The sequence below is a fragment of the Acinetobacter sp. ANC_7655 genome (genome assembly GCF_056784015.1).
Genome location: NZ_JBWYJB010000002.1, coordinates 193,430 through 217,243, shown reverse-complemented (window position 1 = coordinate 217,243; position 23,814 = coordinate 193,430). Strand labels below are relative to the sequence as shown.

General features: G+C 35.2%; 21 protein-coding genes. 5 read left to right on the top strand and 16 right to left on the bottom strand.

What is annotated here, in order from left to right; genetic code table 11:
* Positions 1 to 258 precede the first annotated feature (258 nt).
* From purC to dapA, 3 genes are read right to left on the bottom strand one after another with little or no spacing between them, the layout of a single operon-like run.
* Positions 259 to 978 (bottom strand): phosphoribosylaminoimidazolesuccinocarboxamide synthase, encoded by a 720-nt coding sequence (purC, locus tag AC1M9N_RS05015; RefSeq protein ID WP_092766585.1) that lies wholly within the window; start codon positions 976 to 978, stop codon positions 259 to 261.
* Between the two features lie 37 nt (positions 979 to 1,015).
* Positions 1,016 to 1,621 (bottom strand): lipoprotein-34 precursor (NlpB), encoded by a 606-nt coding sequence (locus AC1M9N_RS05010; protein ID WP_481595694.1) that lies wholly within the window; start codon positions 1,619 to 1,621, stop codon positions 1,016 to 1,018.
* A 17-nt stretch (positions 1,622 to 1,638) separates the two neighbouring features.
* Entirely contained in the window at positions 1,639 to 2,538 is a 900-nt protein-coding gene (gene dapA / locus AC1M9N_RS05005) for a 4-hydroxy-tetrahydrodipicolinate synthase (RefSeq protein WP_481592783.1), read from the bottom strand.
* 681 nt (positions 2,539 to 3,219) lie between these two features.
* On the opposite strand from dapA, the gene mhpT reads away from it, so the two are divergent.
* The 3 genes from mhpT (at position 3,220) to AC1M9N_RS04990 (ending at position 6,240) form a co-directional block, all read left to right on the top strand.
* Positions 3,220 to 4,428, top strand: coding sequence for a 3-(3-hydroxy-phenyl)propionate transporter MhpT (gene mhpT, locus AC1M9N_RS05000; RefSeq protein ID WP_035264856.1), 1,209 nt, complete (start codon positions 3,220 to 3,222; stop codon positions 4,426 to 4,428).
* 143 nt (positions 4,429 to 4,571) lie between these two features.
* Entirely contained in the window at positions 4,572 to 5,225 is a 654-nt protein-coding gene (gene pncA / locus AC1M9N_RS04995) for a bifunctional nicotinamidase/pyrazinamidase (RefSeq protein ID WP_481595696.1), read from the top strand.
* 49 nt (positions 5,226 to 5,274) lie between these two features.
* Positions 5,275 to 6,240 carry a bile acid:sodium symporter family protein gene (locus AC1M9N_RS04990; RefSeq protein ID WP_481954355.1) on the top strand — a complete coding sequence of 322 codons (966 nt, stop codon included), beginning with the start codon at positions 5,275 to 5,277 and terminating at the stop codon, positions 6,238 to 6,240.
* A gap of 6 nt (positions 6,241 to 6,246) precedes the next feature.
* Here the strand turns inward: AC1M9N_RS04990 and AC1M9N_RS04985 are convergent, their stop codons facing one another.
* The 4 genes from AC1M9N_RS04985 to AC1M9N_RS04970 all read right to left on the bottom strand — a co-directional run bounded on the left by AC1M9N_RS04985 (position 6,247) and on the right by AC1M9N_RS04970 (position 9,502).
* Positions 6,247 to 6,711 (bottom strand): 2-thiouracil desulfurase family protein, encoded by a 465-nt coding sequence (locus AC1M9N_RS04985; protein ID WP_035264844.1) that lies wholly within the window; start codon positions 6,709 to 6,711, stop codon positions 6,247 to 6,249.
* 201 nt (positions 6,712 to 6,912) lie between these two features.
* Positions 6,913 to 8,184: a type VI immunity family protein gene (locus tag AC1M9N_RS04980; RefSeq protein ID WP_481954354.1), complete on the bottom strand. Its 1,272-nt coding sequence runs from the start codon at positions 8,182 to 8,184 to the stop codon at positions 6,913 to 6,915.
* 12 nt (positions 8,185 to 8,196) lie between these two features.
* A complete protein-coding gene (locus tag AC1M9N_RS04975; protein ID WP_481954353.1) occupies positions 8,197 to 9,108 on the bottom strand; it encodes a VRR-NUC domain-containing protein in 912 nt (303 codons plus the stop codon).
* Positions 9,101 to 9,502: a hypothetical protein gene (locus tag AC1M9N_RS04970; protein ID WP_481954352.1), complete on the bottom strand. Its 402-nt coding sequence runs from the start codon at positions 9,500 to 9,502 to the stop codon at positions 9,101 to 9,103. Before AC1M9N_RS04970 ends, AC1M9N_RS04975 begins: the two co-directional genes overlap by 8 nt.
* A gap of 95 nt (positions 9,503 to 9,597) precedes the next feature.
* On the opposite strand from AC1M9N_RS04970, the gene AC1M9N_RS04965 reads away from it, so the two are divergent.
* Positions 9,598 to 10,227, top strand: coding sequence for an Ntn hydrolase family protein (locus AC1M9N_RS04965; RefSeq protein WP_092766577.1), 630 nt, complete (start codon positions 9,598 to 9,600; stop codon positions 10,225 to 10,227).
* Positions 10,228 to 10,260: 33 nt separating this feature from the next.
* Here the strand turns inward: AC1M9N_RS04965 and AC1M9N_RS04960 are convergent, their stop codons facing one another.
* Entirely contained in the window at positions 10,261 to 10,752 is a 492-nt protein-coding gene (locus tag AC1M9N_RS04960; RefSeq protein ID WP_481954351.1) for a hypothetical protein, read from the bottom strand.
* 89 nt (positions 10,753 to 10,841) lie between these two features.
* Between AC1M9N_RS04960 and AC1M9N_RS04955 the strand changes: the two genes are divergently transcribed.
* Positions 10,842 to 11,054, top strand: a complete 213-nt coding sequence (locus tag AC1M9N_RS04955; RefSeq protein WP_481954350.1) for a helix-turn-helix domain-containing protein — start codon at positions 10,842 to 10,844, stop codon at positions 11,052 to 11,054.
* Here the strand turns inward: AC1M9N_RS04955 and AC1M9N_RS04950 are convergent.
* From AC1M9N_RS04950 to AC1M9N_RS04915, 8 genes are all read right to left on the bottom strand, one after another.
* A complete protein-coding gene (locus AC1M9N_RS04950) occupies positions 11,003 to 12,436 on the bottom strand; it encodes a DNA cytosine methyltransferase (protein WP_481954349.1) in 1,434 nt (477 codons plus the stop codon). The two genes, AC1M9N_RS04955 and AC1M9N_RS04950, sit on opposite strands and share 52 nt — an antisense overlap.
* 62 nt (positions 12,437 to 12,498) lie before the next feature.
* Positions 12,499 to 13,461 (bottom strand): hypothetical protein, encoded by a 963-nt coding sequence (locus AC1M9N_RS04945; RefSeq protein WP_481954348.1) that lies wholly within the window; start codon positions 13,459 to 13,461, stop codon positions 12,499 to 12,501.
* 1 nt (position 13,462) lies between these two features.
* Complete coding sequence (locus AC1M9N_RS04940; RefSeq protein WP_481954347.1) at positions 13,463 to 15,925, bottom strand: ATP-binding protein; 2,463 nt, start codon at positions 15,923 to 15,925, stop codon at positions 13,463 to 13,465.
* A gap of 88 nt (positions 15,926 to 16,013) precedes the next feature.
* Positions 16,014 to 17,618, bottom strand: coding sequence for a Tn7-like element transposition protein TnsE (locus tag AC1M9N_RS04935; protein ID WP_481954346.1), 1,605 nt, complete (start codon positions 17,616 to 17,618; stop codon positions 16,014 to 16,016).
* Complete coding sequence (locus AC1M9N_RS04930; RefSeq protein ID WP_481954345.1) at positions 17,611 to 19,134, bottom strand: TniQ family protein; 1,524 nt, start codon at positions 19,132 to 19,134, stop codon at positions 17,611 to 17,613. The genes AC1M9N_RS04935 and AC1M9N_RS04930 overlap by 8 nt, the downstream gene beginning before the upstream one ends.
* Positions 19,135 to 19,147: 13 nt before the next feature.
* Positions 19,148 to 20,794 (bottom strand): AAA family ATPase, encoded by a 1,647-nt coding sequence (locus tag AC1M9N_RS04925; RefSeq protein ID WP_481954344.1) that lies wholly within the window; start codon positions 20,792 to 20,794, stop codon positions 19,148 to 19,150.
* A complete protein-coding gene (locus AC1M9N_RS04920; RefSeq protein WP_481954343.1) occupies positions 20,795 to 22,882 on the bottom strand; it encodes a transposase in 2,088 nt (695 codons plus the stop codon).
* Positions 22,866 to 23,699, bottom strand: a complete 834-nt coding sequence (locus AC1M9N_RS04915) for a TnsA endonuclease N-terminal domain-containing protein (RefSeq protein ID WP_481954371.1) — start codon at positions 23,697 to 23,699, stop codon at positions 22,866 to 22,868. Before AC1M9N_RS04915 ends, AC1M9N_RS04920 begins: the two co-directional genes overlap by 17 nt.
* Between the last annotated feature and the right edge of the window lie 115 nt (positions 23,700 to 23,814).

The following is a 23,814-nucleotide window of genomic DNA, read 5'->3' as shown; positions in this document are numbered from 1 at the left end:
ATTTATTCGATTAATGGGGGTAAATTTAAAAACAAAAACAACAATTGAGTTTTTTAATGATCAAGGCCCCAGATTTGTCATCTTATTTAAATATCCATTCGATAAATTAGTAGCATTACCAATGAGGAGAGAGCATTGGTAATGCTACTTAACAAAAATAATGAATGCATAACAACAATTTCAAAATATAAAAATAATATCAACAGATACAAAAAAGCCGAGTCATATGACTCGGCTTCATTTTATCTAAATTTTGATTTAGATATCAGAAAGGTCAACACCGATACGTGTCGCAACTTCTTCATAAGCTTCAACCACACCACCTAAACCTTGGCGGAAACGGTCTTTATCTAATTTTTTCTTGGTATCTTTGTCCCATAGACGGCAACCATCTGGAGAGAACTCATCACCAAGAACGATACGGTCATGGAACACACCAAATTCAAGTTTAAAATCAACTAAAAGCATGTTGCCTTGAGCAAAAAGATCTTTTAACACCACGTTTACTTGGTGCGTTAACTCTTTCATACGCTCAAGTTGTTCAGCAGTAGCCCAACCTAAAGCAATGGCTTGAGATTCATTCACCATTGGGTCGCCCAAAGCGTCATCTTTGAAAAATAATTCAAATGTAGGTGGTGTAAGTTCTAAACCTTCTTCAACACCCAAACGACGGCAAAGCGAACCAGCTGCATAGTTACGGATTACACATTCAACTGGAATCATGTTTAACTTTTTAACCAAAACTTCGTTTGGTGTTAAAAGTTTTTCGAAATGAGTTTCGATACCTGCAGCTGCAAGTTTTTCCATGATAAAGGCGTTAAAACGGTTGTTCACCTTACCTTTGCGATCTAGCTGTTCGATTTTTTCGCCATTAAATGCTGAGGCATCATCACGAAAGACTAAAATCAGGTGGTCTGCACTATCGGTTTCATAAACGGATTTAGCTTTACCAGTATAGAGCAAGGTTTGTTTTAACATGGTGGAACCTTTTTCAGAAAAAATATGCCTAGAACGACTAGGCTGGCCAGTTTTGATAAATCTGGGTTAACAGGCTCGCAGCTTTTTGTTTGTCTGCAAACGCGTTAGTTGGGGTAAACACGGCCAAGGTATGACTCGAACCTACAGATGTCAGTTTAAGCACTAAACTTTCACCATCCACTTGAATTGTCGCGGAATGGGGATTCTTAGGTTGATTGACAAAGTTGTAGTTGAGGCTACTGAGGGTGGCGATTGTGTATTGCCAAATTGTAGCAGAATTTCCGTCAATTTTGATCAACGGATTGCCATTTCCATCAGTTAAAAGTTGTGGACGACCGACAGCAGTTGATTGTTCACTCTCAACAGGATTAGAAATGGTTGGTGCCACATTAGGACGAGGTAGCTCAAAACGATTACCTCGCTTATTAATCATTTGTGGCGCATTGTCTATTGCAAGCTGTTCAACAACAGGCGCTGGATAAAGCGGTGTTGCTGGTCTAACCATTGAACCTTCAGGGAATTTAAGCGGGGCTTGTGCAGTAGATTTTTTATAATCGAGTGAACCATTATCGATACCAATCGTACTACAACCGACCATGCTGAGGGCTGAAAGGGCAAGGGGTAAACCAAAACGTAGTTGCATAGTTGTTAAACTCTTCTTTAAATAATGCTCGCAGCTTTTAATGCATCACGCAGTGAAGCTCGATATTGTTCTGCTAATGGAGTAAGTGGTAAACGGATACCTGTACCAATTAATCCCATTTCATGAAGTGCCCATTTCACAGGAATTGGGTTTGATTCACAAAATAGAATTTCGTGTAAATTTGCAACTTGATCATTAATTGCTTTTGCTTGAGCTGCATCACCCACTAAACCAGCGGCACACACTTGGCTCATTTGCTTTGGAGCAACGTTAGCGGTCACAGAAATATTACCTTTCGCACCATGCTCAATCAGTTGATATGCTGTTGCGTCATCACCTGAATAGACCACCATTTCTTTGCCTTCAAGTGCTTTTAAAAGCTCAGCACCGCGAGGAACATCACCTGTTGCATCTTTAATCCCTACGATTTGAGGAATATCAGCAAGACGAACTACAGTTTCATTGCTCATATCAACGCCAGTACGGCCAGGTACGTTATAAAGAATTTGCGGTAAATCAACAGCTTCAGCAATTGCTTTGTAATGCTGATACAAGCCTTCTTGAGTCGGTTTGTTATAATATGGCGTTACTAAAAGTGCAGCATCTGCACCAAGCTCTTTAGCTTCTTTGGTAAGCTCAATCGCTTCATGCGTTGAGTTTGCGCCTGTGCCGGCAATAATTGGAATGCGTTTATTGGCTACACGAATGATTTCTTTGATCACTTGAGTGTGTTCAGCCATGCTTAAGGTCGAAGCTTCACCTGTTGTTCCCACGGCAACGATACTGTTTGTACCTTGTTCAATGTGCCATTCAACAAGCTTCTCGAGACCCTTCCAATCAACAGTTCCATCTTCAAACATTGGAGTGACGATTGCGACGATTGAGCCTTGAATTACCTGAGCTTGCTGAGTAGTCATTTTAAAACACGATCCTATTTTTCCATCCAGTGAAGGTTGAGAAGCGAAGTTTGGATGGGTATGTATTTTGATTTATATCACGATCCAATATGCCTGCATACTGGATAATGCGTATGCAAATTATGAACTAAGCTACCAATAAGAACAATATGAATTCACTTCAGTCAAAAAAAAGTTTAGTTAAAACAAGTAACTTTTTTTAAAAAAAGCAATTTTAAGACCTTATGGTTAGGCATTTAAATTACAGTGAAGATAGATGTTCGTCTATGAAAGTATTGCGGATAAAAATGAAAATTCGAACTAAAATCTGACCAATTTACCCTGAATTAATAGCTTATATCACTTACATCAGATTTAAGATGTATGTATATACAGGTGAATAGACTAATAATTTTTAAATTATGTGATTATTATAATTTATAAAACGTCTTATTTTTTTTACTTAAAGGTTAAATTATTCTAATACTTATAGATTTTATAATAGATTTTTCTTGGTTTTTTCCTAAATAAAAAAAATAATTAATCGTTTTGAAGACTAGAATTTATTTTGGTTGGCAAGAGGTATGAAATTTAATCTTATTTTGATTACATTTTATTACACCATTTGATAACTCTCACTTTCATTGACTTACATAGATAATCGGGCATCGGACTCAAATGCTGATGAGTGAGGGAAGTTCAATGCAAGAATCAGTAAGTAACAAACATGCAATTTTGACGGTAGGTATCTGCTTCCTCATTGCAGTAATTGAAGGCTTAGATATTCAGGCTGCAGGTATTGCAGCTGCGGGTATTCGTGAACATTTTGGTTTAGATAGTTCACAATTAGGTGTGTTTTTTAGTGCCGGTATTTTAGGTCTGTTACCTGGGGCACTGGTAGGTGGGCGTATTGCGGACCGTATTGGTCGTAAAACAGTTTTAATTTGGTCTGTTGCTGTTTTCGCTGTATTCACTTTATGTACGGTATGGGTAAATAGTTTTAACAGTTTATTGGCTGTACGTTTCCTTGCAGGTGCAGGACTAGGTGCAGCAATGCCAATTCTCATCACTTTGGCTTCTGAAGCAGTAACCCCACAAAATCGTGGTCGTGCTGTAGGGCTAATGTACTGTGGTATGCCTGTCGGTGCTGCGATCTTATCTTTAATTGCAAGTACAGATTTCGGTGCTAATTGGAAAAATATTTTCTATCTTGGTGGTTTATTACCATTAATTGTTATACCAGTGATGATGAAATTCTTACCTGAATCTAAAGAATTTTTGAAAACGCAAAATAGAACTGAAGCTGAAATTGCAGAAGCTCCACAAGGTTCGTTTAAAGATTTGTTTAATTCACAGAATCTTCTTCGTACGATGTTCATCTGGTGTAGCTATTTCTTCACGCTCATGGTGGTTTACATCATGCTCAGCTGGTTACCTTCTCTATTCCAAGAATTAGGTTTTTCGAGAAAAGAAGGTGCGACAGCGCAATTCTACTTCATGGTAAGTGCTACTGTAGGTACTGTGATTTTAGGTGTATTAACTGACCGCTGGAAAAAAGCTTATGTGATCTTGTTAATGTACGGTGGTATTTTGGCTGGCCTTCTTGCGTTGAATGCAGCAAGCTCACTCACACAAATGTATTTGGCTTCAGCATTGGTTGGTGCTTTCGTGATTGGCTGTCAAGGTGTGCTTTACGCATTTGGTGGTATTGTGTACCCAACAGAAGTACGTGGTACAGGTGTTGGTGTAGCATCGGCAGTAGGTCGTATCGGTGCTATGCTTGGGCCAGCAATTGCAGGATCATTGTTAACGGCAGGATTTGGTGCAGCAGGCGTAATCTCTGCAGCAATCCCTTGTATTATTATTTCTGCAATCTTCATGTTAATGTTGGTACGTCGTATCCAGAATTAAGACAAAAACATAGATTAAAGCCTGCTTGATGCAGGCTTTTTTTATAGAATTTTGATATCAAATTTTCAACTCAAGCAATTGTAGTTCTCTTGATCCTATGCAATAGTCCCTAACAATTTTAAAAATATTGGGAGCTGAAAAGGATGTTCCAACCACAACAAAGTGCACTTATCGTTGTTGATGTACAGAATGGATTTACCCCTGGGGGAAATTTGGCGGTAGCAAATTCAGATCAAATTATTCCAACCATTAATTCACTTGCTCGGCATTTTGACAATGTTGTCCTTACCCAAGATTGGCATCCTCAAGACCATATTTCATTTTTTGAAAATCATCCTGGAAAGTCTGCTTATGAGACGATTGAATTAGCTTATGGCCGCCAGGTGTTATGGCCTTCACATTGTGTGCAGGGTACACATGATGCAGATTTTCATCCAGACTTGAATATATCCAAAGCGCAGTTGGTCATTCGTAAAGGTTTTCATCCACATATTGATAGTTATTCTGCCTTTTTAGAAGCTGATCATCGAACATCGACTGGCTTAGCAGGTTATCTGCGTGAGCGTGGAATTCGTGACATCTTCATTGTCGGGATCGCCACTGATTTTTGTGTGGCTTGGACGGCAATTGATGCTGCAAAATTAGGTTTTAACAGTTATGTCGTGTCAGATGCGACTAAAGGCATCGATTTAAATGGTTCGTTGCAACATGCATGGCAAGAAATGCTTGCACAAGGTGTGAAACGAATTTACGCCAAAGAACTGATGACTCTCAGACACTCAGCGCAGACCATTTAAAGGCATGGCTCAAGATCATACGTCGTTAATCCAACAAGTGAACTTCTAAATGAAAGCTATCAATCAATTCGTGCAGAAAACCTTTGCGCTGTGGGTACTCCTATTTGCAGGAATTGCCATGTATATGCCAGAAGCTTTTATTTGGCTTAAGTCTTATATCACTTGGATGCTCGGGATTATCATGTTTGGCATGGGAATGACCCTGTCGTGGGAAGATTTTAAAAGTGTTTTCAGCCAGCCTAAGGCGGTTGCCGTTGGCGTGAGTGCTCAATTTATAGTGATGCCATTATTGGCATGGGGATTGTGCATAGCATTTCGATTACCCGCTGAAATTGCCGTTGGCGTACTCCTTGTTGGATGTTGTCCCGGAGGTACAGCATCTAACGTCATTGCTTATATGGCAAAGGCAAATGTGGCTTTGTCCGTCGCGTGTACCTCAGTTTCAACGATGTTAGCACCTTTGCTGACACCATTGATTTTTTATCTCTTAGCGAGTCAGTGGATCGATATAGATGCGGTAGCAATGCTTGTATCGGTAATGCAAGTGATTTTGTTCCCTATCATTTTAGGGGTGATCGTGAGCGGCCTATTTAAGCAAAAAATAGATCGATATATCGCAATGATGCCTATGGTTTCAGTCATCGCGATTGTATTGATTGTGGCTGCGATTATTGCTGGAAGCAAAATGCAAATTTTACAGTCAGGGTTACTGATCCTTGCTGTTGTAATTTTACATAATGGATTAGGATATTTTATAGGTTATTGGGCTGCAAAATTATTGCAGCTTAATCAAGCAGATGCTAAAGCAGTTTCGATAGAAGTAGGGATGCAAAATTCTGGCTTAGGCGTTGCTTTAGCTGCGGTTCATTTTGCGGCAACACCCATTACAGCACTTCCAAGTGCGATTTTTAGTTTATGGCACAATATTTCGGGACCCATCTTGGCGAGTTATTGGGCGACGCGTGACAAAGCTCACCTTAAAAAACATGAATATGACGATGATGTGATTAAGTAGCTGATTTTATTTCATTAACTGATCTAGAAATTCTTTTTCAGTCATGATGTGAATACCATGTTGCTTTAAAAGCGCTGCTGTAACACCGTCCGCATTTATTTTTGACCCCGAAAAAGAGCCATCATAAATCTGACCAAAACCACATGATGGACTTTTAGCTTTCAAAATCGCATGAGTAATCCCATGTTTTTTCGCAAAAGCTAAGGTCTGTTTGGCACCTAAAATAAATGCTTCGGTAACATCTTTTCCCGAAAGATCAAATACTTTTGCATGACCACTCAAAACATCGGAGCCTGTTCCTTTTTGAATTTCAGCAGGGGCTCTGGGAGTGCTAAGTCCTCCAGAAATTTCAGGGCAGATTACGACGGCCTGATCGGTATCAATCAGCGTTTTAATTTTTTCTTGAAGGCAATGTTGACCATCGTAGCGAACTGGATGTCCGACTAAACATGCACTGATAAGATATTTCATTTGATAAAAAAAAGACCGATAATTTTCATTATCGATCTTTTTGTAGGCGAGTAATAAAGTTTCATACTGAACGAACCTTATCTCATTGATATTTCAACTTCGTAATAAGTAGAAGAAAAAATAAAGTTTCATACTCAGCTCTATCTTTTCTTCTATTTTTAATCTTTATCGAGTAATAAAGTTTCATACCCAAATAAGAGGTCAATAGTTAAATTCTTCAAAGAGAGTCCATTCGATTTCCATTGTTTCTAAAAGCTCGCCATGCTGACCTAATTTTAAATAATATGGTGCAATATCGCCTTTATTCAAAATAATGTAACTTCGGTGATCGTTTTCTCTACTGTCTGGCTCTTCAAAAGGCATAGGCTCATTCCGGACATAATCGTAATCATCTTCATATCGATATCGTCCAGAAATTTCACATATGTGATTCGTTGATAGCTTTACTATGGATTTAGGTTTTCTATATTTGGCTGTTGAAACTAAATCGTTCCATACTCTTTCGTGATCAAAACGACGCATCCATAAATCAGTTAATGGGATATCGAAACTTTGGTCATTTTCTCCTAAATAGGTAGCATCCCCCATGGAACCGTAATTGCCATCTCTTAAAGGCCGCAGAATATGATTTAGTTTTAAGTAGCCTTGTGGATCTGGTGTTCCATTAGGTATGAGTTCAGGGTAATCAGATGCTTGAATAAGGACGCCATTAGCAATAGTTTGAAATCGAAGTTTTGCTTTTGTTAGGGTATCTTGAAGCTTTAATGCACCCCCGATTTTTTCTGAAAGATCATTACTCACGAAGGTAAGCCAATCAAAACCGCGTATACCGTATGGCATTCTCATAGTATCCCAAGAGTCTTCAATATAGATGCCTTTAAAGTCCCTAGCCTGAGATACAAGATCTATTTTTACGCCTTCATCACTAAAAGGTGTAGCAGCTTGCATCCCACTCACCATATACCATGGTCTAAGCTGTTGTAAGCAGTATTGATTGAATCTTAAAATTTCATCGTGTGTTGTTTGATTAAAAAAAAGATCCCTAGGTAATCTGAAATACAAAATATTTCCGTGTTGAATTTGCCAAGCTCGATTAGTCAACAATGAAAATACGTATCTATTTGCATATTCAATTTTGTCATCTTCAAAGCTGCCATCTGCTACGTACCATTCAATAACTTCATCAGGATCAGCACGTTTAGTTATTACATCTTGAAGTGATGGAAGATTGCTTATTTTTTTTTGCTTCCAATCTGTTAATGGATCAAAGCCCCATGTGATATGGCCTCCCCAGAGCTCAATATATTTTGTATAACAGTTTAAGATTGCTTGGCGGATTTCAGAAGTATGTCCATTCCAAAAGTAAAAACAAGACTGGAAATGCACTGAAAGTACAGTTTCCCCATGATCTCCATAGTCATAATTGATATAATCTGCATCATCTACAATTTTTTCAAAATCTGAACCGTTCATTATTCTCTCTAATTAAGATGTAGCTAATACATATCCACCCAATGCACCAGCACCAGCTACTGTCGCACTTACGGGAAGGAGAACTATTGCACCTACAACAACTACTGTAATCCCAACTCCTACAGCTATCTCATATAAAGGTGCTTTATCTAGAAAATCGGCAATAGGACTAGGTGTATTTACAGGTGGATGTTGTATACCTTGCTGCTGTTTAATTTTAATTGCCACTAACATGTTTTGAATATAAGTGTATTTAGAGCCAACAGTTGCAGAACTACTATTTGAATTATTGTCTCTAAGTTCACATGAGCAATCTACATCTTCAAGTAACTTGAAATTATTTCTGTTACCTGCAATTTGTATGTAGTCATTTCTTTGTTCTCTAGATAATTTATCTTTGCCAAATTTAATTTCAATCACTTTAGAAATATTTTTTTGAACTGGAATAAGTTTACTCCAATCGGCCTGTCCTTGAACTCTCATATTAATGAGTTCTTGATCAGTCACTTTTAAAACAATGACATCAGGGATTCTTAAACGACCTTTAGCACTTTGCTCAAGTTCTGACAACTTAAACATACCTTCACGTGCTGCTACTCCCAATGGAAAACGGCTTGCTCTCTGAAGTTGCTTTTCACTCATAATGGGTGTCGGAAAACGGTCCCTCATTCGGTAGCCCACTTCAGCTTTATAGCGCCAAATCAATTCATTCGCTTCTTCTTGTTTCCAAATAGCATATGTACATGCTCTTTGATTTAAAAATTGACCAGCTTTGCCTTTGATAGGATTTTTTTTAGCAAAACAAATATGAGCACAGAGGTAATCTTTCTCTTTGCCTGGTTCTAACTTAACAACTTTGCCATTTGTTTGAGGCTGAGTAGTCGAGGAAGACGTTTGACCTGAACCTTTGCTACCTTTAGCCATAAAAATCCTCCTCAAAATTATGATATTGAGGATCATTACGTTCTAGAAGTTCGATCTTCACAGCTTTAGGTTTCATAGATTTAAACGTTTTTGTATGACCATTTTTATCGGTATAGCCTTCAATTTTAGAGCCATCTTCATCAGTCATAATATAGTGTTGATTGTGAATGGCTTTGCTATTTTCATCGGTAATCACAAAAAATTCTTGATGAGGTATCCAAGTGGGAAGATTAGGAAGATTCATTGGGATTTTGGCCCCACTTTGAAAGAGATGTTGTCCAGCTTTAACTTCAAACTTCGCTGGTGTGATAATAGTGATCCCATTTTTATTGATGATCACTTGAGAACCACCAGCACTAGCAATAGTATTTTTGGGATTAAGCTCTAAATTCATCTTTTATTAATATTATGAATAGTATTTTGCAAAATATATCACAGAATAAGATAGGTGATGTAACATTGAAACTTAAGTTTCTTTACTAATTTAACATGACTTTAATTATTGGAATTCAATTAAAAGATAGCGTAATTATTGCTGCGGATCGGCGATTAACCCATCAGACAGATGATTTAAAGTTTTCAATAGTTTCTGATTCTTATAAAAAAATAGCCTATTTGGAGCATATTGTTTTCTCAGGTAGTGGAGATGCCTTAATTATTAGAAGATTGAAAGACGAGCTTTTGGACAAAACTACATCTGAGATGCTGTCCAACAGTTTTTTTAAAGAAATTCAAAGAAGGAAAACAGAAATAGGTGAACATGAACAAATTGGAAAAACAAAGTTGTTTTTTTCTTCAAGGAAAAACAATCGTTTAATTTTAAAAATATGTTCAACTGATCAAGTCGGAAATATCTATTCAAATATCGTGGAACCCATGACAATTGAATTGACAATGAGACCTGAAAATATAAGTAAATTAAGTCATCTATTAGTCGATTTCCATGCCAAGTTAAAGAATATCGAAGACTTTCAAAATCAGGAAGAATGGTTGAATTTTTACGTAGAAAAATTAAGAAAAATATTTCATCTTTGTAGTAGTTTCGATGAAACCGTGAGCTCTTCTTTTGATATATGTGCTCATACAGCTTGCGGAATATTCTATGACTGCTGTGACTGAATTAGAATCTAAAACTGTATGAGCATGCTTCTTTTAAAAGTTTGAAATAAGTCGGTTAATAAATGATGAGTAAGCCTCTAATTGCTCTACATCTTTTTGTAAATCTTTTCTTTTACGCAAAATTTCAGATTTCAATTCTGGGAAATCTATAAGTGCTTGCTCAGAAGCTTTGATTTGGTTTTCGCAAATCTTTTGCTTTTCTTTTAATTCTTTAGTTTTTAATTCAAGTTTTTCTGAATCATGTATCTCGGTATGATTTTCAAATTGTTTTCTAAAAGCGTACATGCTTTCTGTTTCAAAAAATGTTGAAAGCCTTGGATTGTCTAAATGAATGTTTTTGATCAAATAGCCTTGCTGTACAAGTTTTCTAAGCAGTCTATAAAGTTGCTGCTGGTTGATTCGTTGCTTTTCATCTTTTGAAAGATTCAAGTTTTTCCAAATTTTGTTTGATGTCCATCCATCAATTTGATTGTGAGATAGAAGTAATAGAAAAGATTGAAAGATAGGTGAAGCAATTTGTTTCATGATGAAAAACTAGAAAACCTAAAAAGAGGATTATAGTCCGTGGATATATAGTCCTCAAATAGTGATAGTTCTGTTTTTTAAGCATTTGAATGTTTATGTCAGAACTTACTATTCAATTTGGACATTTGGTTCGTAAATACAGAAAAGAAAGAAACATGTCACAAGAGCAACTGGCATTACTCTGTAACATGGATCGGAGTTATTTAGGAAGAATTGAAAGAGGAGAAGTTAATCCTACTTTGGAAAAAATTTACGAATTGGCAAGTGCTTTAGAAACTTTACCATCTAAATTACTGCCTTGAGTTTCAGACTTTTCTTTCATGTAATTGAGTAGTTCTAGTTTTAGCTCATGACAAATATTACTAAATTCATTTAATAAAAATAATCCAATACCCTCTGCCATTAAGGGAGGAATAGCGTTGCCGACTTGAGTGTACTTCGGGCAGCTTATTTTTCTTCTTTCTCCGCCAGTTGTATAAGGGCCATGGAACTCAAACCAGTCGGGAAATGATTGTAAACGAGCGCATTCTCGTACAGTTAAGATACGAGGTTCATCATAATGCAGTAAATCATCTGGTAGTGTTGTGATAGTTGGAGCACATTCTGATGGATCTAAAACTTTAGTAATCTGCTTCTTAGTATTGAAAGTATCAAGTACATAATCTTTTGGTAGAGTTCGCATCCGTCGTAGTTGATATTTTTCTGATACTTTAGGGTTATTTAAATCGCTTAAAATTCTTTTAAATTTATTTTTTATATTAGGAGTATGGTTAGCTAAGCGTAAACCAGTTGGTAAAAAATCTTCAGCAAGTCCATTCCTCATTAAATCAATATAACTTCTATTTAAATTTTCAGGACAACGTATACTTGATATTTGTAAGAACTTATCACTTGAAATATCAGTGACATTTTTTAATTTATATACACGGTTATACTTGCTTAACGTTTTTAAATCAGCAATAGCTTCTTGAGCAGAAACTTTAATTGGTAAATTTTTCTGAGCTTTAAAGTTGTAAGCAAATAGATTAAATTTTTTTTCAAATAAGGGAGTTACTTTTTGGCTGAACTCTAATATTTGTTGTTCAGATAAAAATGAATTTACACCAATAATCTCTTCCATATTAATACCAAATAATATGAATCGAATACGATGCTGAGGTACGCCCCATACAGAACAATCTTCAATGAATGTTATTGGTAAATAGCCCAATTTCGCTAAATTAATTTTAATACTATTAGCTGTTGCTGGTTGATCTTTAATTTTATATGTTATTCCTTTAACATTTTCCATTAAAATAATCTTGGGGCGTACTAAAGAGACTACTTTTAAATAATCGTATACCAGTTTACTTCTAGGATCATTTGGATCCCGTCTTCCAGCTGTTGAAAACCCTTGGCATGGTGGACCACCTACTATCAAATCAACAATTTGATTTTTCCCTAATTGAGCTAAATAATCTTTTTTTTCTTCTAAGACTTCATGAATATCGTGGTGTTGTACAGAAATTTGAGAGTAGTCCCAATTGAAAGTATTTTTCAAATTAGGATTAGGTATAACAAGATTATTTTTTAAACTAAGAAAGGCATCTGCATTCTTTTCAATAGCAAAAAGGCCTGTCAAACCAGCATTTAGTAGTCCTAACGAGAGTCCGCCACAGCCAGAAAACAAGTCTATAAAGCGCATAATAGGTTCTTATACTAGAATTTCAAAATAATTGTAATGGATTAATGATTCAAATACCAGGACTATTCACGTTGCACTTCTTCAAGATTACCGTTAATAAGCAAATTTTTAAGATCGTTAAAATTATCACGGTGATTTAATAAGTTTTGACGTAATAATTTAAATTCATTTTCGCCATAAAGCTTGTCACCCACCTTAAAAACAGTTTTCCCTTTTTCTTCAGTTGGTTTTACGTGTGCCAGCTCATTTCTTGGGCCTATAACTTCCTCATTATATTTTTTTAAGACATCTAATATATTTGTTATATTGTATTTATCTTCTAAATCTTCCAACATTTTTTTTAAAACTTGATACTTGATGAAACTACTACATGCTCTATGATTTATAAGCTCTTCGAAGTTACAACCAGATTGATTATTAATGATTTCTGATATTTGAGTATCATTTTTTGAACTTAGAGAAGTAATTTTAGAATGTATGAATGAGTAAATTTCTTGTTTTTTTTCTAGACACTCAATCTTAGTTTCAAGATTTTTGGCTAAATCATTAATTGACTCATCAAATTCGCTAACAACCTCCATTACAATACCGCGCATATGGTTAATATCAAGAATTTTACGTATTCTATTTTGTATAATATCGAATGATTCGCTCTGTAAATTATTCCTGTTAATACAGAAAACACCATCCACGTGATTGTCAAACATAAACTTACGTAGGTCATGTGGTGAAGCTGAACTGTAAAAAATAATATCAGTTAGAAAGTTTGAGCGTCTAAGTTTTTTAGCAATATCTACACCATTGAAGTTATCTTTACCTAAATCATAATCAAGTAAGATAAGGTCAAAATTATTAACAATATTTTTTATACTGCCGAAAGTATTATTAAGATCATTACCAGGTTTAATCCATTCTACTTTCAAATTAAACCCTAATCGACTTAATCGTGTGGATAAGCCTTTTGCGACTTCCTCAACATTATTTTTCTGATCTTCAAACCATAATATCTGGTAATCTAAACGCATTTTATACTAACCTAATTATAAATTGACAACCATTCTGGTAGTCTTCTTTTAAAGAAATACTTCCACCCATTTGCTCTATAATGAATTTTACATGATATAGACCAAGTCCTGAACCATCTGTAGTACTAAAGCCTTTTTCAAATATTCTATTTTTTTCATATGAATCTATGCCTTGACCGTCATCAGTTACAGAAATTTCAATTTGTTTGGAGCCTATTTTTTTAAAGCTAAAATCAACAGTAGTTGCTCCAGCCTTACGTGAATTATGTACAAGATTATCAATTACCATAGAAAGTTCAATTGGTAAAAATGTTCTTTCGAAATTATCAATATCAGTATCAAAATTGATTTTTAATGCATCACCAGTATATATACTACAAATTGCTAACAGGTATTCTTCAAAAAAATTAATTATGTTAGCAGTAATTTGTTCTGACTTAATTCTAAAGTTAGCCTGTGTTGCAAATCTAGATATAGATAACATTTGTTGGTTTTTAAATGTTAATTTTTCGAATATATTAATTAATTCTTCTTTATTTAATTCTTCGTTATGATTTAGTTTATCAATTTGATTTGTAATAATAGTATGAATAGTTGAAGCATAAATTCCAATTTGGTGCATAAGATTAACAATATTATCCTTATCTAATGATGAATTGGCGGTTAGAAATAGATTTCTTTTCTTCTCTTCTTCATATGCTAGAGAGACTTTCTCTTTTTCAGATAAAGCTTCTTGTTTCTCTTCCTCAGCCTGCTTTGATGCCTCTTCAGCCGCCTGCTTTTGTTTTTCAGCCTCTTGACGTTCTTGATTTGCTTTTCTTGCTTCTTCTTCAGCTACTCTTCTGGCTTCTACAGCTTCTTCAGCCTCCTTTTTAGCTTGTAATTCGGCTTGTTTAAGTTCTAAATATCTCTGTTCAGCTTTATTAACTTTATCCCATAGTTCACTATTATTAGATTTACGGGCAACTGCTTTTAACCCTTCAATAGATTCTTCGAATTCTTTTGATTTCTCATTAAGAATAGTGATTAAATTTTCACTATATTCTAATAACTCTATTTTTTTTGAATTAGCTAATTTCGAAACAATTTGTATGATGCGTGCTTTAGCAAGATCTGTATTTAATCTTTCAGGAGTATCTAATTCTCTATCAAGACTATCTTTCCAAGTAACATCAACAATATAGCTTTCTAATCGTTTGATACATTTTTCCATAAAGCATTCTTCTAATTGAAGATATGCAGGCGTCTCAATTAGTCCTTGATCTCTGCTGGTTGCTTCCTTAAATTGTTCTTCAGTACCTTTGACATCAATTTTTCCTATAACATCACGTGTGCCTAAATATCTGGCATAACCTTGTTGTTTTCTTCGATCCAGATGAAAAGTATCATCCCCTTCATTACCAATAGGGTAGACGCGAAAGCCATTACGAAATACAAAAATTGATCCAAACGATACTGATGCTATGCCCATTCGTCGTTTAAATGTTTGTTTTGCTGCTGTATTTAAATAGTAAATACTGGATGAAAATTCTGAATTTTTTATATATGAGTAATCATTAGGTTCTTTAATTTTATATATCAACTCTCCACGATCTCTAAGTATTGAAGTAATGGTTTCACCATTATCGGTAAAATTAACATCTAGATAAGTTGATTTAGATTGCAATGTATCAAAAATAAAATTCTGGATTGGGCCATTTACTAAAGGTATATGTTCATCTAAGTTTTTTTTATCTTCGTATTCTTTGTTATCTTTATCCATTTCGTCAGGGGCATAAATAATAATTTCGAAATCATTTTCTTGCTTAAATGGGTTAATAAGTTTCGCTAAAGAATTTTTAAGATCTAGTAATTTTTTTCTATCCCAAACTTCACGTAAATTTTTTATTTCGATAATTGTTCCATGTTTTGGAATTTTTAAAGATTTATTTAATGAGAATCTGTTAAATAAATCATAGGAGTAATCAATATTTTCTAGATTAAATCTAGAGTCAGAGCTATTATAGACTTTAATTGATTCGAATCGCTTGAGATCATCAGATTCAAACATATCCCATTCAATATCTAAAATCTCACTGTGATCTAAAGCATCTTTATGGATTGTTTGAAGCTTTAGACTTGTTCCTAATCTATCACAAGAAAATCTTCCTACTCCTTTACTACCAGCGAAAGTTTTATTCGTAACAGTATGGCGATAGTCAGTATGATTTAGCTGATTTTCTAGTTTCTTTTCCGAATAAGCAACAAATAACCACTTGTTAACTAAATCATCGTATGTCATGCCATGGCCATCATCAATGACCATGATTCGTTCTTTATCAAAATAGAGTTGAACTTTTTTAGCATCCGCATCAAATGAGTTTTTTACTAATTCAAAAATAGCTACAGTATCGTTAATAATTAAATCACGACCAATAATATTTTTTAATCCAGAACTAACTTTAAAATTTAATTGATTACTCATAAATTTCCCTTAACTTCCAGATCGGCAATTTGCCAAATAGGCTTTTTATTGATCGATTATCAACTTTTAGCATTAATGTAATTTTGCGTTAGGCTAAAATATTAGATTCTAAACGCTTCGCCCAATTTTGCAATTCTTGATCAGAAATCTGTTTATTTTTTGAATCCATCCGAGGATGGTTCAAAGTACTATTTTTAAAACTAATATTGTTAAATATGCCTTTTGGCCAACGTAAGCATTGAGTGACGACAAGCTCAAGTATTTTAGCTCGATCAGTTCGGTTCCATTGATTCACATCCTTAAGTGATAAAACCCGAGTCGAAAGAGGCTTTTTATTATCGGATGTATCTACTTCTAAGATCACAATGTTTTGACCATTATATTGAAAACTAACTTCTGCGACACATCTAGGATTTCCATCAGTTTTTATATGTTTGGAGTGACCTTGAATGTTGGGTAATTTATGGAGTTGAAAGGTAGAATTTTTAACTGTGTTTTCCTTGCAAAACAAATCAATCATTTGTTGAAATGCAGAGAAACGATCAAGATACAAATGAAGATCTTCAGTTTCATCTTCAACACCATTAAATTCAGCAGAGGGGATAGTACCCTCAGAAATAGGCTCGTTGGTGCTAACTTCCGATGTCGCATTAGTGGATGGTAAGTCTTGATCTTTTGTACCATGATTTCTATGCCTAGTTTTTTTAGAAGTTTTCCTTGTTTCAATGGCTTCTAGGAAGTCGAAGTGTGTCGGTACAACATCAATGATTTGAACATCATCACTATTGCCATCCTCGTCATCTTTGATGGTCGGTTCTTTTCCGTTATTTTTAGTTCCTGAAGAGTTTTCACCTTTACCGCCTGATTTAGACTCAATGAATTTATCGCTATAGAACTCAACTTCTTTCGAAATTCGGCTTGAGATTCTTTCGAAACCTGATATTTCATTGACAAAAAACTCAGAAGTTTCAGCCTTGTAATAGCCATATGAATCAAAGATCACTCCATTGAGTTGAGGGGGATTAAAACAAAAACTCCATATACGATATTGGTCAACGTCATAGCCATATTTGGTACAAAACTGACTGATACTTTCAAAAGATTGTCGAATATCAGGATCGAGAAGAATCCAAGATAAGATCCGTCGGATACCTGAATCATTGAAATGCGAAATTGGGTATGAACAGGCTGGTAAAATATTGATGAGGTAGTGATCTCGATTTGAAGCAATATCGAAATCGATACTCAAACTATTCTCTATGATTGCTGATCTTGCTAAATATGGAGTGTAGAAAAACAGAGATCGAGCAAGTTCAAATTGAGGGAGCTTAATTTTGATGGTTTCGGACATTGGCTGACCGAATTGATCCACACGGACTGCATCAAACAAGAAATAATGTTCTAGAAACTTTCCTTTCGGTAAGTTTGTATTATTGACAGAAGATAGCCAATCTCGAGTTGAACTAATTTTAAAGCGTAAATTGTAGCCTTTGGGATATTCTTGAGTGGGGTTGATGTGACTATTTTTTCTTAATAATTTTGCATTAGAAAAATTAGTGAAAGTCGTCTCATGTATTTTATTTTCATTTTCCAAAGCTAGATTTATTGCCCAACTGCCTGAGTTATGTTTTTTAAACAAAGAACCAATCTTTTTTATTTTCATATTCTTAGCAATGTGACTGATCTTAGCCATGATTAATCCTTTTAATTTGATTTAGGAATTTGAGAGCTTCATCTGTTAATCGTTCTTCACTTAATCCCGAGTATCGTAATAATTGCCAACTCGCTTGGTGTTGATTATTTTTTTGAAATTGAATAATTGTTCGAGTGATTCTTCGGATTTGATAAGAGCTAATATCTTCTGAAAAAGTACTCAAAAATTTATGTGTTAAGGGCAGCTGATATAGGTTTTTCTCTACGGTAGAGTGTTGCGGTAGTTGTTTGAGATACCAGTTTCTAGATTGCCTAGGTAAACTCAAATCGTCTAATGATTGATAGAATATTTTGAATAATCGCCTCACCATGTGCCAATCTCTCAGAGGCCAATCTACTTTCTTGGGAATACTTGTGGGCAAAGCGTGATAGCATTTATTTTTTGTGAGTAACCAAGTTTTATCATTGCGATAAAGCCATGCATATAAAGCAGCATTTCTGACTCTGGACGGCTTTATTCCAAAATTTTGAATCAAAGACACCCATTCATTTCGCTTTGTACTGAGTATAGAACTGTCTTTAAATTTAGTTTTTTGAATTGGTTTATCAGTATCAGATGGATGAGATGGGAACTGATGGATTTCACTCAGAATGGCTGTCCATGTCCAGCCTTTAGGGAAAAACGTCTCTAAGACGATAATATGTTCAAGATAACTGAATGACTTACGATGCTTTCTAAAGATAGCTTTAAGCCAACTTGTTTCGGATTTCAGTTCATCAAGGTGATGTTGCTGTAACCATTTTAAATCCCATGTTTTTATAACTGCTACATGAATTTTTGAATGATCAATGTGTTTAAAACCTCTGTTGAAACCTAATCGTTTTGCAATACGCTGATAGAATTGACTCCATTGATAAAAGTTAGGTGATGTTGTTGGAGGAAGGTTTAACAGCTCATCAACACGCCTACTCACGATTATATCTAATTCATGAGCAGGGTTATGAGGTTGCTTGCGATCCAGAATAAAACTTGCAGGAATAAATTGATGTCGTCCATTCAAATGGGCTGGTGGTAAAAATTCTGACAATTTAACTTTATGTTTGCTACAGCAATTTGCACCTTGAATGTACCAAAGTCTTGACCAAAAAAATTCTCCATATTGGTGATATTGTTCTTCTAAGCAATGGTGACAATAGCGATGCGTTGTTATCTGCTTAACTTTGGATGCCGCAACTCCTAATGCTAAATGGATAGAACCTTTTGATTGACTCCCCATCCAGTGAAGGCATTTTAACCGTGTATTTTCAGGAGAAAATAGAGCGTGGATTGGAAAAAGTGTATGTTCATAAACAATCTTTTCAAGTGTGTAATTCGGTGATAAATGCGTTAACAGGCATATTAGATGGCTAGGTAAATCAATCGTGGCAATGACTTTACGATTAGCAAATACTTCTTCGAGTAATTGCTTAGGACTTGTAATAGCATGGTGAATTCCAGTTCGTGCTATCGTACTGTAAATTAACTCATTGGGATATGGTGTAGGAAAATTCAACATGCCAATTCCACTGTTACATTGATTTCACCCAAGTTTGAATATCAAAAATTAAATCGCTTGATTGAAGAATGTCATAAAAATTTTGGGATTTTTGCCTTTGAGAAAACTTAAACCTTAAATCATCTGATGGTAAGCTCATCCATTCACTTTGTTTTATTTTTCTGACATTGATTTTTGCAGTTTTAGTTTTTTTATCCTCCTCAACTTCAGTGAGCCAATTAGAAACGATAGGCATGAGTTCTTGCATATTGAGATGAGGGAAATCGACAAAGGCTTTTTTGATTACAGCGATTACTTTAGATTCTGGATAACCAGTGGCAATCAATAGGTTATGCAATCTTTGCGCATGTACATTTCCATTATATTGTTCAACTTTTTCTTGTTCTTCTTCTATTTTTTTCTGAAGTAAAAGTAAGGTTTTATCCACATATGGAATAGTTAAGTCAGAATAAAGTGCGATGCGATTAGGATCTCCAGACTTGAGTGCTTCTATCATAGGATGGACAAATTTGAGCTCATCCTCATAGACTTGTCTAAGCAAACTTGGCGTTATTCTTTCTAGTCCTGTCATGATCGCTCGACATTGAGCCAAAACAAAAAGTTTAACGACTATATCCAGTACGCCTTGCGACAGTTCATACCAACAGTCTCGAATTTCTTCACTCAGTTGTTCTTTATTGGTTAGCCATTGGTATTTCCATAGAGCATTGGTAAAAGCCATCCATTCTGTTCTCGTTGTGGTATTTGATAATGGGGGATTATTCTTCATAGGTTCCCATATAACTGCGCCAAAACCAGCTCCGCGACGTGCTGAACGTAGATCTCCCTCAAATATAAATTTAGCTTTGGGTGTGCCGACCATTACTACTGGCAAGCCTACAACATTGATTAAAGTGACAAAGAAGCTCAGCATTTTTTCAGCACCACCTGAATTTTTAACACTCAGATGTTGAATTTCATCAATGACGAGTACACCAATAGCATAGGTATTGGTAATTTGACGCATATAGTTGAGTAGAGCATCAACTCCTAATCTTTTTAAGGCCACTTTTCTTCCAAAATCAGTCCCTAATGCAACATCAATCGCATGAAAGAAATGTAAACATAGATTTTTCAATGAGCCATCATGAGGGCAGTCTATTTTGAGATAAACGAGTTGGGTGAAGTTATATTTATCATGATAAATCACTTGAGGATAAAGGTTCAGAATTCGCTGTAGGGTTGTGCTTTTACCACTGCCTGAACAACCGATCAGTGAATAGCTTAAAGCTGTAGATTTTGGCGCATCAAAACGAAAAGCGTTAATGTCTCCCGACATAATACGCTCATAACCGTTTTGCAAATGTTGGTGCAATTTACCATCAGCAATATTACGCCCGACGTAGCCTTTACGGATTAATATTGCAATTTTTTGTTCTAATGAAATATGCCGAGTAATCGGTTGAAAAAATTGATGAAGAAGTTGAGATGAAAGATGAATTCTTTCGTTCTTAGATCTCAGAATATCCTCAGGGTTAAAGTCCACCTTACCAATCAGATTAGCTTTGATATCTGCAATTTCTTGCATGATTGGTGGTAGAGCTTCAATAAATGGATTGTCTTTATATTCACCAAAACTAGGTGTGTAACGTGCTTGAATAAAATTTAATGGCAAAGTCATTTAGTCATCCTCACCAAATAATTCGTCTGTTAAGTCTGGATAATGAACCGCTTCAGCATCTTGAGGCTTAATTGAGGCTTTCAGTTTAGGCATTGGAATAATATTTGTATCCAATATTTTTTGCTGTTTTACCTTAGCTTTGCGTTCAATATTTTTTTCTTTTGCTTTATTTTCAGTGATTTCAGCGATTCGTTGAGATGGTTTAATTGGGCTCTTTGGATGCTTAGTATTAAGTTTCTCACTGATAAAAACTTCAAGCTCTCTTCGTTTTTTTGAAGCCTCTAGTTCGTGCTGTACAAGGTGCTCTTTTTGGGCTTTTTGCCTTTCTTTAACTTCCCACAAAGTACAATCCATAAATTCTCTCGATCGATCAGAGAGAGACCCTATCCAGTATTCAAGACTACTATCTTTTGGAAAAATATAAATTTTATTCATTGAGTAGGGATCATAGGCAGCTTCAAGGTTTTGAGGACGAGAACTTCCTGTTTTACGATGTAACCAACCGAGATCAAGTACTTCTTTCGCTAGGTAGTAAAGACCAAATGCTTTGATGCCTAGGTCTGATATTGTGATTTTAGTACGTGGCAATAATGCGATTCTGAGTGCTTCTTCTGGAACACTTCTCAATTTTCCTGTTCGGTTTTGAATACCCCAATTCCATAAATGTAAGGGAATAGTTGGTAAGTCATTGGGCATATCTGCTTCACGATCATATGTTTTTAGCACATGAAATTGATTATGCGAGATGATGCAAGCAAGAATGATTTCAGTAAATTGGTGAATATTTAATGTGGCATCTTGACGGTAATCATTACCACCAGTCTTTTTTACAGTTGTGCTTTCAACAATACCTTTTCCCTTACCTTCTTTTTTGAAATAAGCCTGATATGTATTGAAAGCTTGTTCTACGATGCCTTTAGCATCACCACGTCTAGCTGGCGCATTTTCAAGTCTTACAGCGAAAGTTTTCTCTAAGGCTTCAATTTGATAGCCTAATAATTCTCCTCGATCCGCGAGTAAAGCATCAGGTAGACCAACAGCTGGCCAATCCTCTTGCTGAATTGAGATCCCATACTCAGCACAATACTGAACCTTATCGGTCATCGCTATATTCAATGCTTGTATTGCAGCTAAATATGAAGGTGATTCAAAACCTATATAAAAGCCTGTGACTAATCTACTGAAGACGTCAATCACAAAGTAAATGGTGGGTCTACCAACGATACTTTCTGGATTTGAATTGGAAACAAGATAAATATCAGCGATAGTGGCATCAATTTCATAACGTGCACCAGGGCCTAAGGCTTGAGCGTTAGATGTTGATTGCAAAGGACGATAGTCTTTGCGGTAGTTGGATGTACCAATACGAGCTTTTATGCTTTCAACTTTTTTGAATTCTTTTTCGTAGTAATACTTAAACTGCCATATTGTTGGAATATCTGATTCGGCTGTATCAGGATAGAGATTTTTATATGTGGATTGAAATTTTCGATATACAAATGGGAGTGAATGTTTATTGTCTTTTAAAAAGAATAATTTAATGGTTCGATAGAAAAGTTTTTCAATGTTTTCATTAACATTAATGCCTTGTTCACTATTATAGATACGAGGTCGACCTAATTTTTTGTCTTTAGCTGTTCTTTTTTGACCTTTAGCTCCACTATTTCTGTAATCAGGAAGCAATGCATTAGGAGTTTGTCCTCTTTGCCAATATCTGCGAGCTAAGCGATAAATAGTTTGTTTGGTGACTTCATGTTGACTCATGATTTCACTAATTATTTTTCCTCTTTGTACTGGAATATAAAATAATTCATGAGAGATCAAAGGATAAATAAGGGCATAATTTTGGTCACGTTTTATTTCTTGTACTGATTCCTTCTCAGACTGAATGAAAGCAAGTGACTCATGTGGGTCTGTTGCTCTTTCAATATTGCCATCTTCCAAACCTTTTAAGATTTCTGTTCTACTAACTTCAATTGGGAAAGCATTTTCCAAGTCAAGACTAATCCAAATCACAGAGTCAGGGAGGATCGTTAAAATCCTAAATAAAGAGCTTTCAAAATTTAATACTTCATTGATTTTCAGCATGAAGTACCTCATTCCAAATATGAAGCTCACCCAATTGAATATGGTCTGTATTTAAATCCTTAAAAGAAATATTAAGATCAAATATGAAATACCTTTGAGCAAGCAAGTCTCTAATTTCTCTTAACGATTTTCCTAGCTCAAAATGATACTTTTGATCAATGGTTCTCGCTAATTCATTAATTTTTTTAGATTTATTTTTAATGAAAATATCTGCATAAAAGTTAAGTTTATCTAGCGTATCTTGTTCACTTAGTTCCAGAGTATTTATTGAACTGTATAACCATTGGATGTTCTGGCTGACAGTTTTAGGAACTTGGTGCTCGGTAAAAATATAAAAAGGTATGTTTTGCTGTTTCCAATATTGTCGCTCAATTTCTATTTTTTCTATTGTGCGTGGATCATTGAGAGCATTTGAATACTTAACTTGGACTACAAATTTAGGTGTTATTGAGTTATGTGTATCCACTAAAAAATCACTTGTCATGATTTGATAATGTTTCCCAAATCTAGGGTGAGGTATTCCAATTGTCTTCGCAATTTCTAGAGTTTGTTCGAGGTCTAAGGGATATTGTTCTCGAATATCGATAGTCGTTGAATGCCATTCTAGTAATAGAAAAGTAGAAAGTTCTAGATCAGAGAGAAGATGATGAGTTCTTTGGCTTTTATGACCAAAAACTCGGTGAGATCGACCTTCTGAACTCACATCTCGAATTGTGAGCCAAGGTTTATAGTTATTTCCAAAACCCTGTCCTCGTCCTTCTTTAATCCATTTTTGAATTTTGAGTTCATGATTTTGTGTGTTCTTAAAGTAGGCCATAAAAAAATCCACACATCATGCTGTTTAGAGCATAGCTTGTGTGGATTTTTTGAGCAATTCAGTATTACACTTTATTACTCAGTATGAGACTTTATTACTTAGTATGAAACTTTAT